The sequence below is a fragment of the Neisseria macacae ATCC 33926 genome (genome assembly GCF_022749495.1).
GTDB classification, from domain to species: Bacteria; Pseudomonadota; Gammaproteobacteria; order Burkholderiales; family Neisseriaceae; genus Neisseria; species Neisseria macacae.
In genome coordinates, this window is sequence record NZ_CP094241.1 from 2180465 (window position 1) to 2195911 (window position 15447).

Sequence of the window (15447 nt, forward strand, 5' to 3'; positions counted from 1 at the left end):
ACGTTTGTGAAAAGAGGTCGACGCGAACCAAAAATCCGACTGCGTCCGTTTCCGTTCAAACACGACAAGTACATCTCGTAGGGTTTATATAAGACGTAAGACAATAAACGACAGAACGCGTAAGAATTTTACTATAGCCCGTTTTAAGAACAAATCAATTTGATTTTCAGACGACCTATGCCCTACCCCAACCGTCTGGATTTTATGACTCAAGCAGTTTACGCAAAGACTGATTGTTGTATTTGATATCGGCAATCATTCGGTCGTATTGGTGCATTCTACGGAGCGATCGGGTTATCAGATAGACCGAGAAAAAAATCAAACTGATGTTCATCAAACTGACCAACACAAGCAAAGGCCAAACATCCACAGCCTCGTACCATTTCGATGTCGCAATCAAGGCACTGAAAATAGACAACGGCAGCGCAAAAACAGCAATACCCGTGCGCATGACAGCAAGTGCCGTGCGCTTTTCAGCAAGGAGAAGCTGCACTTGATTGATGCTGAGGATATCGTTTTGCTGTTCGGTAATCATATGGGCGTATCTGGAACAAATTGACTTTGAATTACGGCAAACCGGCAAATATGGTTTGATGTTACCCGAAAGTCTTGAAAATAAAAACAAAGGTCGTCTGAAAATTTTCAGACGACCTTTGCTATTCCTCTTTACACCGTTTGCGAATATTGGGCTTTGGTTTCCCTATGGCGCAGGTGGTAGTCGAACACCATGGCGATATTGCGTATCAGGAAGCGGCCTTTGGGGGTAACGGTCATCCCGTGCGGTTTCAGGCGGACGAGTCCGAGGGAGGCGAGTTGTTCCAAGTCGGCAAGTTCGTCTTTGAAATAGCGGTCGAACGGAATACCGAATACGCTTTCGTAGATTCGGTAATCCAAGGCGAAGCGGCACATCAAATCTTGGATGATATTGCGGCGCAAAAGGTCGTCCTGATTGAGCTGGTAGCCACGCATGATGGGCAGGTGTCCTGCATCAAGCGCGGCATAGTAGGCGTCGATGTCGCGTTCGTTTTGGGAGTAGGTGCTGCCGATTTTGCCGATGGAAGATACACCGATGGCGACCAAATCGCAGTCCGCGTAGGTCGAGTAGCCTTGGAAGTTGCGCTGGAGGAAGCCTTCTTTGAGGGCGATGGAAAGTTCGTCATCGGGTTTGGCGAAATGGTCCATACCGATGAAGACGTAGCCGCGTTCGGTCAGGGTTTGAACGCAGTATTGCAGCATATCGAGTTTTTCTTCGCTGCCGGGAACGGCTTCGGTATCGATGCGGCGTTGCGGCTTGAAGATATGCGGCAGATGGGCGTAGTGATAAAGGGCAAGGCGGTCGGGATCGAGCGACAAGACAGTGTCGATGGTGGTTTTGATGCTTTCGGCGGTTTGATGCGGCAGGCCGTAAATCAAATCGACGCTGACGGATTTAAATCCAGCTTCGCGGGCGGCATCGATGACTTCTTTGGTTTCGTCGTAGCTTTGGATGCGGTTGACCGCTGCCTGCACTTTGGGATCAAAGTCCTGAATGCCGACGCTCATGCGGTTGAAACCGAGCTTGCCGAGCATGAGGACGGTTTCGCGGCTGACTTTGCGCGGGTCGATTTCGATGGAGTATTCGCCGCCGGGGATAAGTTGGAAATGTTTGCGTATCATGCGGAATACGCGTTCGATTTGGTCGTCGCTCAAGAAAGTCGGTGTACCGCCGCCGAAGTGCAGTTGGGCGAGCTGATGCCGTCCGCCCAGATGCGGGGCGAGCAGCTCCATTTCTTTTTCAAGGTATTCGATGTAGGCATCGGCGCGGCTTTTGTCTTTGGTGATGATTTTATTGCAGCCGCAGTAGTAACAGATGGTGTTGCAGAAGGGGATGTGGATATAAAGCGAAAGGGGCTTGTTCAAAGCCCCCATACCGCGCTGATTCAAGGCATTGATATATTCGGCTTCGCGAAATCCGTCATGAAAACGGTCGGCTGTCGGGTAGGAAGTGTAGCGCGGACCGCTGGAAGGAAGGCTGGCGATGAGTTCGCGATCGAACTCAGGCTTGTCATTGTTTCTATTGTGATTATTTTGTATCGGTATTACTTTCATGGCGTGTGCGTGATTAGAGTAATGATGTTAGGCAATTTTCGGATAGTTTGGTAGAATGCCACAGTATGATAAACCTGTCTTGATATGTGTCAATAACTTACGTAATCATGACAGGATAAAAACCTTAATTTTAAGGGTGTTTTATGACCACACACAATGCTATGCATCAGATGAAAACCCTGTGTTCTTCCTGTTCGCTGCGTGAACTCTGCCTGCCTGTCGGGCTTTTGCCCAATGAGTTTGCACAATTGGACGCGGTCATCCGACAGAGCCGCCGCTTGAAGAAGGGTGAATGTCTGTTCCGCACCGGTGAGCCTTTCGCGTCGCTGTTTGCCATCCGTGCCGGTTTTTTCAAAACCACGGTTGCCAGTCAGGACGGTCGCGATCAGGTTACCGGCTTTTTTATGTCCGGCGAACTCATCGGCATGGACGGCATTTGCTCCCATGTCCACAGCTGCGACGCGGTGGCTTTGGAAGACAGCGAAGTGTGTGAGCTGCCCTTTACCCACATCGAAGAACTGGGACACAACATCCCCAGCCTGAGAAGCCATTTTTTCAGATTAATGAGCCGCGAAATCGTGCGCGACCAAGGCGTGATGCTGCTTTTGGGCAATATGCGCGCCGAAGAGCGTCTGGCGGCGTTTTTGCTCAATCTGTCCCAACGCCTTTACTCGCGCGGATTTGCCGCCAACGATTTCATCCTGCGGATGTCGCGCGAAGAAATCGGCAGCTATTTGGGGCTGAAACTTGAAACCGTCAGCCGCACGCTGTCCAAGTTCCACCACGAAGGCTTGATTTCGGTCGAACACAAGCACATCAAAATCCTCGACTCGCAAGCCCTCAAAAAAATGGTGTCCGGCTGTTCGCACGCCATCTGATGGATACCGAGACTATTTTCAAACAGAATCCAAGGTCGTCTGAAAAATTTTCAGACGACCTTCTTCATAAAAACCAATTATGAAACACAAGAAAAAACTCATTGCCTTGACCGCTGTCTGCGCCCTGCTCGCCTACTGGCTCTATCCCGACCAACATCCCGTTTACCCCGCAAGCGACCATTACGACCCGAAAACGCAAACCTTCTTCAACCCCGAACCTCAGCAGAAACCGACCGGCCTGACCGGCGCATTTTGGAAGATCCTGACCGACCCGCAGGCAACGCACCCGCCCAAACCTCTGCCTACCGTCAAACCTGATTGGCAAACCTTCCTCGCCGCACCCGAAAGGAAAAGCCGCTTCGTCTGGTTCGGGCATTCTACCCTATTGATGCGGATCGGCGGGCAAACCATCATTACCGACCCCGTTTTCGGCAATTCCGTCTCCCCCATCCCCATCACCATGAAACGCTTCCAGCCTGCCCCCGCAGAAATCGACGAACTGCCGCCCGTCGATGTCATCCTGATTTCACACAGCCACTACGACCACCTCGAAAAAGACAGCGTGCAGGCACTCAATTCAAAAGGCAACAGCCATTTCATCGTCTCACTCGGCATGGGCGTACTGCTGAAAAAATGGGGCGTGCCGCAAGAGCGCATTACCGAACTCGATTGGTGGCAAAGTACCGAACGCAACGGCATCCGCTACACCGCACTACCTGCCCGCCACGATTCATCCCGAACCCTGACCGACCACAACCAAGCCCTGTGGTCCAGCTTTGCCATCGAACACGGCAGCGAAAAATTCTATTTTCACGGCGACTCGGCACAAGGCAGCCATTTCGACAAAATCGCCGAAAAATTCAACGGGTTCGATATCGCGTTCATCGAAAACGGGCAATACAGCGAACATTGGCCCAACAATCACCTCTTCCCCGAGCAAACCGCCCGCTATGCCGCACAGCTTGCTCCCAAACGCTTCATGCCCATCCACTGGGGCGCCTACGCCATGGCACTGCACGCTTGGAACGAACCCCTGCTGCAAAGCCTCCCGCTGGCACGCAGCTTGGGCGTAAGTCCGCTGACCCCTCTAATGGGGCAAGTCTTCGATGCCGATACCGCCACGCAAGACTGGTTTGCCGAACCTTTACAATAAAGCTGCCCAGGGGTCGTCTGAAAACAAATACAGCAAGTTCCATCAAGTCATAAATATAGTGGATTAACTTTAAACCAGTACGGCGTTGCGTTGCCTCGCCTTAGCTCAAAGAGAACGATTCTCTAAGGTGCTGAAGCACCAAGTGAATCGGTTCCGTACTATCTGTACTGTCTGCGGCTTCGTCGCCTTGTCCTGATTTAAATTTAATCCACTATACCGACGAAGCGGAAGCTGTTTTCAGACGACCTTTTTTGAATTTACCTGTTGCAGCATTTCCAACACTCTTCCCCTTCTCCCATTTATCCGTTTTGCAATATTCTGATAATAAAAAACTAATTTCCCCTCAGCCGAAAACCTTATTTTGCAACGCGCGGTTCGCGTATAAATCACTTGACCGATTACATCGTATTACGTAAAGTATGCGGCATTCTTTTGAATTGGTATTACCAATTTATTTGGTAATTACTCTCAGATTAAGGTTCGGTATCTCTCCCGCATCCGACATCATGATAAAAATTGATAAACAACGCCGATTTAAGGATTCACCATGGCACTATTCCTCAGCATTTTTCCCATCATCCTGCTGATTTGGCTGATGGTTAAGAAAAACAGTATGCCTTCCTACATCGCGCTGCCGATTACCGCCGCGCTGATTTACGCCATCAAGCTGTTTTATTTCAAAGACGACGCTATGCTGCTCAACGCAACCGCAGCGTCCGGCCTGGTTTCCACACTGACGCCGATTACCGTGATTTTCGGTGCGATCATGTTCAACCGTATGATGGAAACCACCGGCTGTATCGATATTATCCGCAAATGGCTGGCGACCATCAGCCCGAATCCTGTGGCGCAACTGATGATTATCGGCTGGTCGTTCGCCTTTATGATTGAGGGTGCATCCGGCTTCGGTACGCCTGCTGCGATTGCCGCCCCGATTCTGATGAGCCTGGGTTTCAACCCGTTGAAAGTGGCGATTTTTACGCTGGTCATGAACTCGGTGCCGGTATCTTTCGGCGCGGTGGGTACGCCGACTTGGTTCGGTTTCGCACCATTAAACCTGAGTGCCGAAAACATCCTTGCCATCGGCAGACAAACCGGCGTGATGCACTTCTTCGCAGGTTTCGTCATCCCAGTCATCGGCTTGAGCTTCATCGTGCCTTGGTCTGAAATCCGTAAAAACTTGGGCTTCATCGGTATCGCCGTTTTCTCTTGTACCATTCCTTATGTTGCATTGGCGATGGTCAATGAAGAATTCCCATCACTCGTTGCCGGCGCAATCGGCCTGATGGTATCCGTATTCGCCGCCAACCACGGCTGGGGTTTGAGCAAAGACCATCCGAAAGACCCGAATGCCGAAAAAGTACCTTTCGCCCAAGTCGCCAAAGCACTTGCCCCCCTGGGTATGCTGATCGGTATGCTGGTGGTTACCCGTATCAAACAGCTCGGCATCAAAGGCCTGCTAACCAGCAAAGAAGAATGGTTCAGCTTCCAACTGCCGTTTGATTTGAGCAAAATCACCGTCAGCGACTCTTTGACCATTACCTTCGGCAATATTTTCGGACAAGGTGTCAATGCGTCTTACCAAACCCTCTACGTTCCCGCATGGATTCCGTTTGTCTTTACCGTTTGGATTTGTATCCTGCTTTATAAAACCAAATTCAAAGATGCATGGGCTTTCTACGCTGCAACGTTCAACCAAACCAAAAAACCGCTGCTTGCCTTGATGGGCGCGCTGATTATGGTTCAACTGATGATGGTTGGCGGCGACGACTCCATGGTGAAAATCATCGGTAAAGAGTTTGCCGCAATGGCAGGCGAACACTGGGTTTACTTCTCCCCTTACCTTGGCGCTATCGGTGCATTCTTCTCCGGTTCGAACACCGTATCCAACCTGACATTCGGCCCGATTCAGCAACAAATCGCCCTTGATACCGGCCTGTCCGTGACCCTCATTCTCGCCCTGCAATCCGTCGGCGGCGCAATGGGCAACATGGTCTGCATCAACAACATCATCGCCGTATGTACCGTACTGGACGTGAAAAACGCCGAAGGTGCGATTATCAAGAAAACCGTCATCCCCATGGCGATTTACGGTGTGATTGCTGTCGCCATAGCAATTATTTTCTTCCCTCTAAGGTAAGCACCTTGTAACGTAAAAGGTCGTCTGAAAAAATGTGAACTGCACCCCAAAAGTTGGACACATCCCCTCCAACTCACAAGGTGCAGTTTTTTTATGAGCAAATATACATTACACTTCAAATACCAAGCCGTACTCCACTACCTGCATATACGCAGCCAACAACGTACCGCAGACCACTACGGCATTTCCCGAACCCACCTGAGACGATGGATACGCGCCTATCAAGAAGGCGGTATCGGCGCACTCGAACATCCCCAATCCAAAACCATGCCCCAACACCGCAAAAACCCCTTCATCGCAGATAAACCCGACCAAGAAAAAACACAGGCAGAGCTTATTGAAGAACTGTGCTATATGCGCGCAGAGGTCGCCTACCTAAAGGAGTTAAAAGCCCTCAGCCAAAAGCAGACCGCAAAGGACAAAGCCAAACCGTCCAAACACTGAGGGCGCAACACCCGCTCAAATACCTGCTGCACATCGCAAACCTGCCCAAAAGCAGCTTTTACTACCACCACCAAGACCAGCCCGACACCGACGCAGCCGACAAAGCCCTCCTTGTCGAAACCTACCGGCGGCATAAAGGACGCTACGGACAAAGGCGCATTGCCGCAGCATTGGGTTGGAACCGCAAAAAAGCGGCGCGGTTGATGAGGCAGCTAGGGCTGAAAGCCCTCATACGGGCGAAAAAAGCCTACCGCCATCCCGCCATGGGCGAAATATCGGAACACCTCCTCAAACGCCTATTCAAAGCTGAAAAGCCTAACGAAAAATGGCTGACCGACGTGACCGAACTCAAAGGAAAGGACGGCAAACTGTACCTCTCGCCGATATTGGACTTGTTCAACCGAGAAATCGTCGCCTACGCCATGAGCCGCAGAGCCGACAGCGAAATGGTGAAGGAAATGCTCGAAAAAGCCGCCCCCCGTCTGACTGCTAAAGGAACGATGCTGCATTCGGACCAAGGTGTGCTGTACCGTACGGCGGGGTATAGGGAATTGCTTGCGGAGTATTCCATGGTTCAAAGCATGTCGCGAAAGGCGAACTGTTGGGACAATGCGCCGATGGAAAGCTTCTTTGCGGTGTTAAAGACGGAGTGTTTCTATAACGCAGGTGAATTGACGGTAGATGAATTGATGAAGCAGATAGATGACTATATGGATTACTACAACCGGGAGCGTTGCAGTTTGAAATTGAAAAAGCTGAGTCCTGTCGCATACAGAACCCAGCTTGCACAGAGCGCCTGAATAGGCTTTTATGAGTGTCCAAGATTTGGGGGCCAGTTCAATGTTCAGACGACCTTTTTTATGAAGCAAACAGTTAGTCAATACCCCCTTCCCTACCATCATATAGTGGATTAAATTTATAGTGGATTAAATTTAAATCAGGACAAGGCGACGAAGCCGCAGACAGTACAGATAGTACGGAACCGATTCACTTGGTGCTTCAGCACCTTAGAGAATCGTTCTCTTTGAGCTAAGGCGAGGTAACGCCATCCTGGTTTAAAGTTAATCCACTATAAAAAATGCAGATAAAAAACGGGCCGCCAAAAGGCGACCCTAAGAAACTCTTGCAGCTGGGAGTAATAGCAAGAGATTACGACACTTTAACCTGGTTTATGCCGGAGAAACGACGCATCAGCTCTGGAATGGCTTCGGCATTCGAAGCAACAGTGATGCCCATTTTCCGCATTTGGTAGATAGTCTCGATGGTGCTTTCAGGCGCATAGCCGTGGCAGGCACCGAGATTGACAATAATATGAAGATTATCGCTGTACCAAGACAATTGCTTGGCCGTATTGGCGACAGTTTCTTCGATGGCCAATCCGCCAATAATGACAGTATCGGCTTTTTGTTCGTGCAGCCATTCCAACAGACCTGTGCTGTTTGCCTCATTGGCTTCATGAAAACAAGCACCGTGAACATGTTTACCGCTTAATTCGAGCGCATGATCGTAATCTGCCGGAGAGGGCAAGCCTTGGAGCAGATGCGTTCCGCGACAACCTCCGGCGCATTGGCTGAAAAAACCGGACGGTCGACCAAACATGACACCGTTGCGATTGACGACGGTCGCACAAATGCTCTCCGGATCAATGCTCACATTCTCAATTAAAACCCTTTTATCTGCCAACGCTGCCTGGCGGTTAAGTTCATTAACCATATTTTCCGGACGCAACAAAAAATGGGTTGCATTAGCAGCCATACAGGTAAAGCGAAATTGCGGTTGGATGTCGATTGCAACGATAGTCATAAGATATGGCTCTCTATATTTAATTCTGCAAACAGAATCAGGATTGCTCCGTTCAATCACTGATCAGACAAATGGTTTAATTTAACGATAATCGGTGTATTTATGATGAACGGTATAATATCAGGATAATCGTTGTATAGCTAGTAAATATTTTAAGATTTGTAACAATACTCGCAGTAAATATAATTTTTGTTGTATTTAAGGTTAACACTCTAATCAATTATCATTTTTAAGCGATTATTTTTATTCATTAATTTTTTATTAATTCCATGATTTCCCTGTATTTTCAAAATATGGGACACCATGAATAAAACTGTTGTTTAAAAGAAAAATCTGCCCCTGGAAAACGAAAAATTGTTGGCAATATCCCTATCGCAAGCTGATTTTGCTCCCCAACGGCAAAAATAAACGGCACAAAAATCTTGCCGCATCCGACAAGCGCAGACTCAAACAAATAAACGCGCAACACAGTTTCTACCCGTGTTGCGCGTTTTATAGTGGATTAACTTTAAACCAGTACGGTGTTGCCTCGCCTTGCCGTACTGGTTTAAAGTTAATCCACTATATTATCGCCCCCCGCTCATCGCGAACGGGACAAATCAACAAATCTCCACTTCCAAATCCAAGCGTCGTGCCGTTGCCTGTACTGCTTCGACATCATCCAGCCAAAAAATCGCAAACAGGTAACCATCATCACCGGTCGGTACGTCACACAACACCAAACCATCCCTCTCCAATGCCGCTTGTACATAAGGAAACAGTTCTTCACTATAAGTCTCTTCGGGATATTCCCATTCCCATTCATCCCAACCTAATAGATTCCGGACAATCGCTTCCATCTCTTCTGGTTCAAATTTCCAATCTGAATACCATGTTGCGCCATATCTGCGCAAGACGCAGAAGATATCCGCCCACTCTTCCCCGTACCCCAAGTCATCCATTGACTCTTCATTTTCATCTACACGGATATAAAAATTCTTAACCTGTTCCAGCTCCGCACCGGAACCATCGTCATTCTCCCCTGAAGGCCATCCCCTCTTCCGTAACGTAGCCCAAAGGCTTTCTTGAATCTGATAAACCCATTCGCCCCGCTGCAAAACAGCCAAATCGTCTTCCGTCACTTCCAACCATTTAAACAATGCCCACAAATCCGCTTTTTGTTCAGGCGTAGCAGGATAGAAAATTGCTTCGTCCATGTCGTGTTCCTAATATCAAAATACAAAAACAGGTCGTCTGAAAACGGTTAAACATTTTCAGACGACCTTTACTTCAATCAAACTTGAATCAATGCCTAAAATGGCGAATACCCGTTACTACCATCGCAATGCCGTGTTCGTCCGCTGCGTCGAAAACTTCCTGATCGCGCATCGAGCCTGCGGGGTGGATGATGGCTTTGATGCCCTGTTCGGCGATGACGTCCACGCCGTCGCGGAAGGGGAAGAAGGCATCGGAGGCGGCACACGCGCAGTTTAAGTCCAGGCCTGCGTCTTGCGCTTTGCGGGCGGCGATGCGGGTACTGTCCACGCGGCTCATTTGGCCTGCGCCGATGCCGTAAGTTTGACCGCCTTTGCCGAACACGATGGCGTTGGATTTGACGTATTTGGCGACGTTCCAGACGAACAGCAAATCGTTCCATTCCTGCTCGGTCGGTTGGCGTTTGGAGACGACTTTCAAATCGGCGCGGCTGATGCGGTGGATGTCGGGCGTTTGTACCAACAGTCCGCCGCCGACGCGTTTGAATTCAAAGCGGTTCGCGCCTGCTTCCAGAGGCACTTCCAATACGCGCACGTTTTTCTTGGCGGCGGCGATTTCGAGGGCTTCGGCGGTGAACTTCGGCGCCATCAGGACTTCCATAAACTGATTATCGGTAATCTGTTTGACGGTTTCGCCGTCCACTTCGCGGTTGAAAGCGATGATGCCGCCGAACGCGCTGGTAGTGTCGGTGGCGTAGGCGAGTTTGTAGGCGGTCAATGTATCAGCTGCAACGGCGACACCGCACGGATTGGCGTGTTTCACAATCACGCAGGCGGGCGCGTCGAAGGATTTGACGGCTTCCCAAGCGGCATCGGCATCGGCGATGTTGTTGTAGGACAATTCTTTGCCTTGCAGTTGTTTGTATGCGGCGAGGCTGCCTGCGGCGGGATACACATCGCGGTAGAACGCGGCGCGTTGGTGCGGGTTTTCGCCGTAGCGCATGTCTTGCACTTTAATCCAGCTTTGGTTGAACTGGCTGGGGAATTCGCCGATTTCGGGCGTGCCGCTCAACACGTCGTCTGAAAGCGAGGTTAAGTAGTTGGAAATCATGCCGTCGTATTGGGCGGTGTGGCTGAACGCCTTGCGCGACAGATTGAAGCGGGTTTTGTCGCTCAACGCGCCGCCGTTGGCTTCCATTTCGGCGGCAATGGCGGGGAAGTCGGCGGTGTCGGTAACGATGGCGACGTGTTTCCAGTTTTTCGCGGCGGAGCGCACCATGGTAGGGCCGCCGATGTCGATGTTTTCAATCGCGTCTTCCAGCGTGCAGTCAGGCTTGGCGATGGTGGCGGCGAAGGGGTAAAGGTTGACGCACACGAGGTCGATGTTGCCGATGCCGTGCTCTTCCATCTTGGCGACGTGTTCGCCCAAATCGCGCCGCCCCAAAATACCGCCGTGTATTTTCGGATGCAGCGTTTTCACGCGGCCGTCGAGCATTTCGGGAAAACCGGTGTAGTCGGCGACTTCAATCACGGGAATGCCGACATCGGCCAGCAGTTTCGCCGTGCCGCCGGTGGAGAGGATTTCGACACCGAGTTTGTGCAGGGTTTGGGCAAATTCGACGGCGCCGTTTTTGTCGGACAGGCTGATCAGGGCGCGTTTGATGGAAGGCATGGGGATTCCTTTTTTGAAGGTTTAATCGATACACGCTGCTAGCGCAAAAATGAAACAAAACTTGATGAGATGTTTAGCTCCGATGGCGTTCTCTTGAGCAATTCAATAAATTTATACCTTACGGCAAGCGATATCTTGTCTATCGCCCTGCATACGGACGCTTAGGCTGTCATTCCCGATTTTTTTAATCTGCATTTGCAATTTAATTGCGTCACCAATATCGTTTCTCAAATGAGCAAACATTTCCTTATCCACTTTACGCCACGGGATGGTGCGAATTTTAGCTATGCTATGTTGTCTTTGAACATCGGTGGTTTTAATGTTCAAACCAATTTTTCCTCCGTTCACCGTCCAAGTACCGTCTGCAAACACCCGATAAGCTAGGGTTTCATCATCAGGTGAAGGAAAATTCGCATCCACAATCGCGCTTACTTTTTGCTCACTGCCAAAAGTAAACGTCCTCAGGGTTCCATTATCATCAACGCACTGCCATTTACCGAGTAGTTGCGCTTCCTTAACAACAACAGGTTTTGCCAACACAGGCGCAGCAGCAAAGGCAGCAAGAAGAAAAATCAGGTGTTTTTTTTGCATAACAGTTTCTTTCTATAAAATCGGGAGTGAATAAGCTACTTTCTTAGTTTTCCAACTGCCTTATACAAGTTTGAAGACACTGGCGGTCAGTTTGACAGAATACGTCTTCAATCTTGGCAAAACATTATGGGATGAATTTTCAGGGCGGTATTATCCCCTAGTTTCGGGTTTTTGGCAGCAGTTTTCTGGAAATATTGTTGACAATTTTTCTAGAAAAAAGGTCGTCTGAATTGATTTTCAGACGACCTTTCTGCCGTTCCCTTCCGTCATTATTGCCTGCATAAGGCTAACGATTCAGATATGCCCGTCCTGCGGCTGACAGCTCGAACAAAACCCGCGCCGACGGTTTTCAGACGACCCTTTTCCCCGCCCTGCTTATTCAAACCCCATTTTCCTTGCCGTTGCCACTGCGCCCGCCATCGTGATGCACAAAGGCATCAGCAGAGCGGCGGGGGCGTAGGTGAGTTCGAGGATGAAGACTATGGCGGTCAGGGGCATTTTGAGGGAAACGCCGAGAAAAGCCGCCGCGCCGATGACGGCGGCACTTTCAGACGACATGGCGGGGAAGAATGTGTTCCACGCGGCTGCGGCGGCAAAGGCGATGGTGCTGCCGAGCATCATGGACGGGGTAATCAGCCCGCCGTATGCGCCTGCGGCGAGTGCGAGCAGGACGACGAACCATTTGACGGCGGTCATTTCCAAGCTGTACCGCCAGTCGGTCATGCCGCCGAACGTAAGCTGGTTGCCCGCCTTGCCGTTGCCCAGTATTTCGGGAAACCAAACGGAAACGATGCCGATAAGGGCGAACAAGGCAATCGCCAAAGGAATGATTTTCGGGTCGTTGCGCTTGAAGAAGGGAAATTTTTTGGCACTGCGCTGAAACCATACCGCCGTTGTGCCCAAAACGGGACCGATGGCGGCGGCAAACCACAGCAGCGGGATGTTCACATCGAGATGGGCGGGATGGTATTGCTGCACATCGCCCAAGCCGATGCGGGCGACGGCGGTGGCGGTAACGGAAGTCAGCAATGCGGCGGCTACTGCCTGTTGCGTCCAAATGCCCAACATGGCTTCGAGGATGAAAAGTGTGGAGGCGAGCGGGACGTTATAGACCGCCGCCAAACCTGCACCTGACGCGCAGGCGAGCAGCAGGCGCGTGTCGTCTTCGCCCAGACCCAAACGCCTGCCGCCGACGGATGCAAACGCGGCGGTCATTTCACGCGGGGCGACTTCGCGTCCGAGCGGGGAACCGAGTCCGACGGTGATGATTTGCAGCAGCGCATGGGAAACGGTGGTCAAAAACGGCAGCCCCTGCAAGGGCTGCTTCAAGGCTGCCTTGATTTCGATTTGCGGCCTGCCGAAACGTTTGATCGACCACCAGCCGAACCCTACCGCGACGCCGCACAAAATCAATACGAGGATGCGGCGTTCAGACGACGTTTGAACCACGCCTTCCCGAAAGGAAACATGCCCGCCGCCCGCGCCGTAACCGTAAGCCGTGTGCTGGATAAAGTGCATAAGCTCCGTCAAGGCAATGCCGACCATGCCGCCGACGATGCCGGTGAGGATGAGGGCTATCCAAAGTTTGTGCGTATGTTTCATGGGGATTTTGTTTTTGAGACAGGGTTCGGCGGTTTCGTTAAAAAATCAAACGGCCTCAATATTTAATATTGAGCGGATAGCTTTTCGGCGCAACGTGTGTCTTGCCGTTGTAAGGAATCGCATATTTCTGATTTTTATAACGTTTTTTACCACCCACCCCCTTCACCGTTGCGCTTAATGCCCAAACGCCTGAGACTGAAGGACGGCTTTTGTCCAAGGTAATTTTCGCATCGATGCTGGCATAGCTGTTTTCACAATTACGTTTTTCCCGCCCTTTGTATTCATCACAATTGCCATAATGTGCGCCATTATCTCTACCGTTGATAATGAAGCTTTTACGGACACGGTTGCTGTTATCGGTAAACAGGAAATTTTCTCCGGTCATCGTTTCGCCCTGACCTGTATAGCCTGATTCGACAGTGTAGCCCCAGTTTTGCTCACCCATTTGGACAAACCGCCAATCCTTATTCTCCGGCACATCCCCCCATGCGCCGATTTCATCGCTTCCATGTTGTTTGATTGCCCACTTTCCGTCTGTTTTTTCCAAAACAAACAATTCCGCCAGACCCGAAGAAGCATGCGCGTCCCGTTTGACTTTGAGCTTCATATCGTAGGCAAAACCCGTGTACAACACATAGCGCGTGGCTTTACCGTTGCGCGTTACGCTATGGTCGGCAACGGGTTTCATACAATACATAATATTGTCAGATGCTGTCTCACTGTCTTTCGGCGGCTCAGTAAGCTGACAGTTGTGCGCCGCAAGCGGTCGGTTGTAATACTGGGCAATAGCTGCTTGGACGGCAGCTTTGTCGTTATTGGGCGCAGCCGATGCCAAAACGGGGCTAGCGGCAAGCAACAGGGCAATCATATATTTCATCGAAAATCTCCTGATATTTTTAAAACCACATTAAAACAAGATACTCGCGTACCTTCTCAGGTCGTCTGAAAACCTGATTTAGACGTTTTCAGACGACCCCTTACGCATTCTTTCCTCTGTTCGACAGCCATCCTGCGACAAACGTCGCGGCGATGACGATGAACACGCCCAAAGCGGACACGGCGGACAAATGTTCGCCCAGAATCCATACCGCCATGATGACGCCGACGACGGGTTCGAGCGAAATCAAGAGGCCGGAGACATTGGCAGGGACTTTGTTCATGCCCTTGTTCCATAAGAGATAGGCAAGCCAACTGCATCCCACCCCCAAATACAAAACCGACAGCACGCCGCCCCACGACCAGTGGACTTCATAGCTCTGAGCCAACACCAGCGAAAACGGCAGGCACAACACCGCCGCCGCCGCCATGGAAGCAGAAGTAAATGCGGGCGCACCGATGCGGGCAATCATCTGCTGACTCGGCCGTATCACGCCGGCGAAACCGAATCCCGCAAGCAGAATCAGCAAACAGCCGAACCAATCGACCGCGCCGCCCTCTTCCGCACCGCCCAGCACCATCATCCCGATGCCGGCAAACGCCGCTGCCCCGCAAATCCAGTGGTAAATCTTGGCTTTATCGTTAAAAACGAAATGGCCGACAAACACTACTAACAAGGGTTCCAGCCCGACCATGGTAATCGCGCTGGCGGCGGACGTGTATTTCAAACCGATAAACTGAAGCAGCAACACCACGACGTAGTTAATAAAGGCGATACACAACAACGGCTTCCACTCGCGGCGCGGAATCTTGCCGAAATGGCGGTAACAGGAAGGCAGCACCATCAACGCGGCAATCAACAGCCGCGCCTCGACCATCAACGCGGCATCAAGCATCTCGTAAGTATATTTGGCGGCGATAAACGAGCTGCCCCAAATCAATAAGGAGAGTATTTGGTAAATCATGGCTCAAGTCGTCGGATAAAAGGATGCACTGATGAAAGGCGG

At 50.7% G+C, this 15447-nt stretch carries 14 protein-coding genes; 5 read left to right on the top strand and 9 right to left on the bottom strand.

Annotated elements, in window-relative coordinates:
* Positions 1 to 202 precede the first annotated feature (202 nt).
* The gene (locus MON40_RS10480) at positions 203 to 535 is read right to left on the bottom strand and encodes a hypothetical protein (RefSeq protein WP_003776702.1); all 333 of its coding nucleotides are present in this window, start codon (positions 533 to 535) and stop codon (positions 203 to 205) included.
* A 131-nt stretch (positions 536 to 666) separates the two neighbouring features.
* Positions 667 to 2088, bottom strand: a complete 1422-nt coding sequence (gene hemN, locus MON40_RS10485) for an oxygen-independent coproporphyrinogen III oxidase (RefSeq protein ID WP_009311138.1) — start codon at positions 2086 to 2088, stop codon at positions 667 to 669.
* Positions 2089 to 2231: 143 nt separating this feature from the next.
* Between hemN and fnr the strand changes: the two genes are divergently transcribed.
* The 5 genes from fnr (at position 2232) to MON40_RS10510 (ending at position 7503) form a co-directional block, all read left to right on the top strand.
* Positions 2232 to 2966 carry a fumarate/nitrate reduction transcriptional regulator Fnr gene (gene fnr / locus MON40_RS10490; protein ID WP_039862757.1) on the top strand — a complete coding sequence of 245 codons (735 nt, stop codon included), beginning with the start codon at positions 2232 to 2234 and terminating at the stop codon, positions 2964 to 2966.
* A 79-nt stretch (positions 2967 to 3045) separates the two neighbouring features.
* The gene (locus tag MON40_RS10495) at positions 3046 to 4119 is read left to right on the top strand and encodes an MBL fold metallo-hydrolase (protein WP_242925904.1); all 1074 of its coding nucleotides are present in this window, start codon (positions 3046 to 3048) and stop codon (positions 4117 to 4119) included.
* A 547-nt stretch (positions 4120 to 4666) separates the two neighbouring features.
* Positions 4667 to 6259, top strand: coding sequence for an L-lactate permease (locus tag MON40_RS10500; protein ID WP_003776691.1), 1593 nt, complete (start codon positions 4667 to 4669; stop codon positions 6257 to 6259).
* A gap of 93 nt (positions 6260 to 6352) precedes the next feature.
* The gene (locus tag MON40_RS10505) at positions 6353 to 6703 is read left to right on the top strand and encodes a helix-turn-helix domain-containing protein (RefSeq protein ID WP_003756620.1); all 351 of its coding nucleotides are present in this window, start codon (positions 6353 to 6355) and stop codon (positions 6701 to 6703) included.
* Positions 6607 to 7503 (top strand): IS3 family transposase, encoded by an 897-nt coding sequence (locus tag MON40_RS10510; protein ID WP_242925905.1) that lies wholly within the window; start codon positions 6607 to 6609, stop codon positions 7501 to 7503. The genes MON40_RS10505 and MON40_RS10510 overlap by 97 nt, the downstream gene beginning before the upstream one ends.
* Positions 7504 to 7852: 349 nt before the next feature.
* Here the strand turns inward: MON40_RS10510 and MON40_RS10515 are convergent, their stop codons facing one another.
* The 7 genes from MON40_RS10515 to MON40_RS10545 all read right to left on the bottom strand — a co-directional run bounded on the left by MON40_RS10515 (position 7853) and on the right by MON40_RS10545 (position 15405).
* A complete protein-coding gene (locus MON40_RS10515; protein ID WP_003780593.1) occupies positions 7853 to 8506 on the bottom strand; it encodes a cysteine hydrolase family protein in 654 nt (217 codons plus the stop codon).
* Positions 8507 to 9105: 599 nt separating this feature from the next.
* Entirely contained in the window at positions 9106 to 9702 is a 597-nt protein-coding gene (locus MON40_RS10520; protein WP_003776688.1) for a DUF6630 family protein, read from the bottom strand.
* A gap of 88 nt (positions 9703 to 9790) precedes the next feature.
* Positions 9791 to 11371 carry a bifunctional phosphoribosylaminoimidazolecarboxamide formyltransferase/IMP cyclohydrolase gene (gene purH, locus MON40_RS10525; RefSeq protein WP_003776686.1) on the bottom strand — a complete coding sequence of 527 codons (1581 nt, stop codon included), beginning with the start codon at positions 11369 to 11371 and terminating at the stop codon, positions 9791 to 9793.
* A 111-nt stretch (positions 11372 to 11482) separates the two neighbouring features.
* Positions 11483 to 11962, bottom strand: coding sequence for a hypothetical protein (locus tag MON40_RS10530; protein ID WP_003776684.1), 480 nt, complete (start codon positions 11960 to 11962; stop codon positions 11483 to 11485).
* 375 nt (positions 11963 to 12337) lie between these two features.
* Positions 12338 to 13564 carry a chloride channel protein gene (locus MON40_RS10535; protein ID WP_003776682.1) on the bottom strand — a complete coding sequence of 409 codons (1227 nt, stop codon included), beginning with the start codon at positions 13562 to 13564 and terminating at the stop codon, positions 12338 to 12340.
* Positions 13565 to 13619: 55 nt separating this feature from the next.
* Positions 13620 to 14441, bottom strand: coding sequence for a hypothetical protein (locus MON40_RS10540; protein ID WP_003776680.1), 822 nt, complete (start codon positions 14439 to 14441; stop codon positions 13620 to 13622).
* A 100-nt stretch (positions 14442 to 14541) separates the two neighbouring features.
* Complete coding sequence (locus MON40_RS10545; protein WP_003761865.1) at positions 14542 to 15405, bottom strand: DMT family transporter; 864 nt, start codon at positions 15403 to 15405, stop codon at positions 14542 to 14544.
* Positions 15406 to 15447: the final 42 nt, after the last annotated feature.

Bases quoted from the DNA above. Each gene is read 5' to 3' on its own strand.
- MON40_RS10480 (WP_003776702.1), bottom strand. From the start codon at position 535: ATGATTACCGAACAGCAAAACGATATCCTCAGCATCAATCAAGTGCAG.
- hemN (WP_009311138.1), bottom strand. From the start codon at position 2,088: ATGAAAGTAATACCGATACAAAATAATCACAATAGAAACAATGACAAG.
- fnr (WP_039862757.1), top strand. From the start codon at position 2,232: ATGACCACACACAATGCTATGCATCAGATGAAAACCCTGTGTTCTTCC.
- MON40_RS10495 (WP_242925904.1), top strand. From the start codon at position 3,046: ATGAAACACAAGAAAAAACTCATTGCCTTGACCGCTGTCTGCGCCCTG.
- MON40_RS10500 (WP_003776691.1), top strand. From the start codon at position 4,667: ATGGCACTATTCCTCAGCATTTTTCCCATCATCCTGCTGATTTGGCTG.
- MON40_RS10505 (WP_003756620.1), top strand. From the start codon at position 6,353: ATGAGCAAATATACATTACACTTCAAATACCAAGCCGTACTCCACTAC.
- MON40_RS10515 (WP_003780593.1), bottom strand. From the start codon at position 8,506: ATGACTATCGTTGCAATCGACATCCAACCGCAATTTCGCTTTACCTGT.
- MON40_RS10520 (WP_003776688.1), bottom strand. From the start codon at position 9,702: ATGGACGAAGCAATTTTCTATCCTGCTACGCCTGAACAAAAAGCGGAT.
- purH (WP_003776686.1), bottom strand. From the start codon at position 11,371: ATGCCTTCCATCAAACGCGCCCTGATCAGCCTGTCCGACAAAAACGGC.
- MON40_RS10530 (WP_003776684.1), bottom strand. From the start codon at position 11,962: ATGCAAAAAAAACACCTGATTTTTCTTCTTGCTGCCTTTGCTGCTGCG.
- MON40_RS10535 (WP_003776682.1), bottom strand. From the start codon at position 13,564: ATGAAACATACGCACAAACTTTGGATAGCCCTCATCCTCACCGGCATC.
- MON40_RS10540 (WP_003776680.1), bottom strand. From the start codon at position 14,441: ATGAAATATATGATTGCCCTGTTGCTTGCCGCTAGCCCCGTTTTGGCA.
- MON40_RS10545 (WP_003761865.1), bottom strand. From the start codon at position 15,405: ATGATTTACCAAATACTCTCCTTATTGATTTGGGGCAGCTCGTTTATC.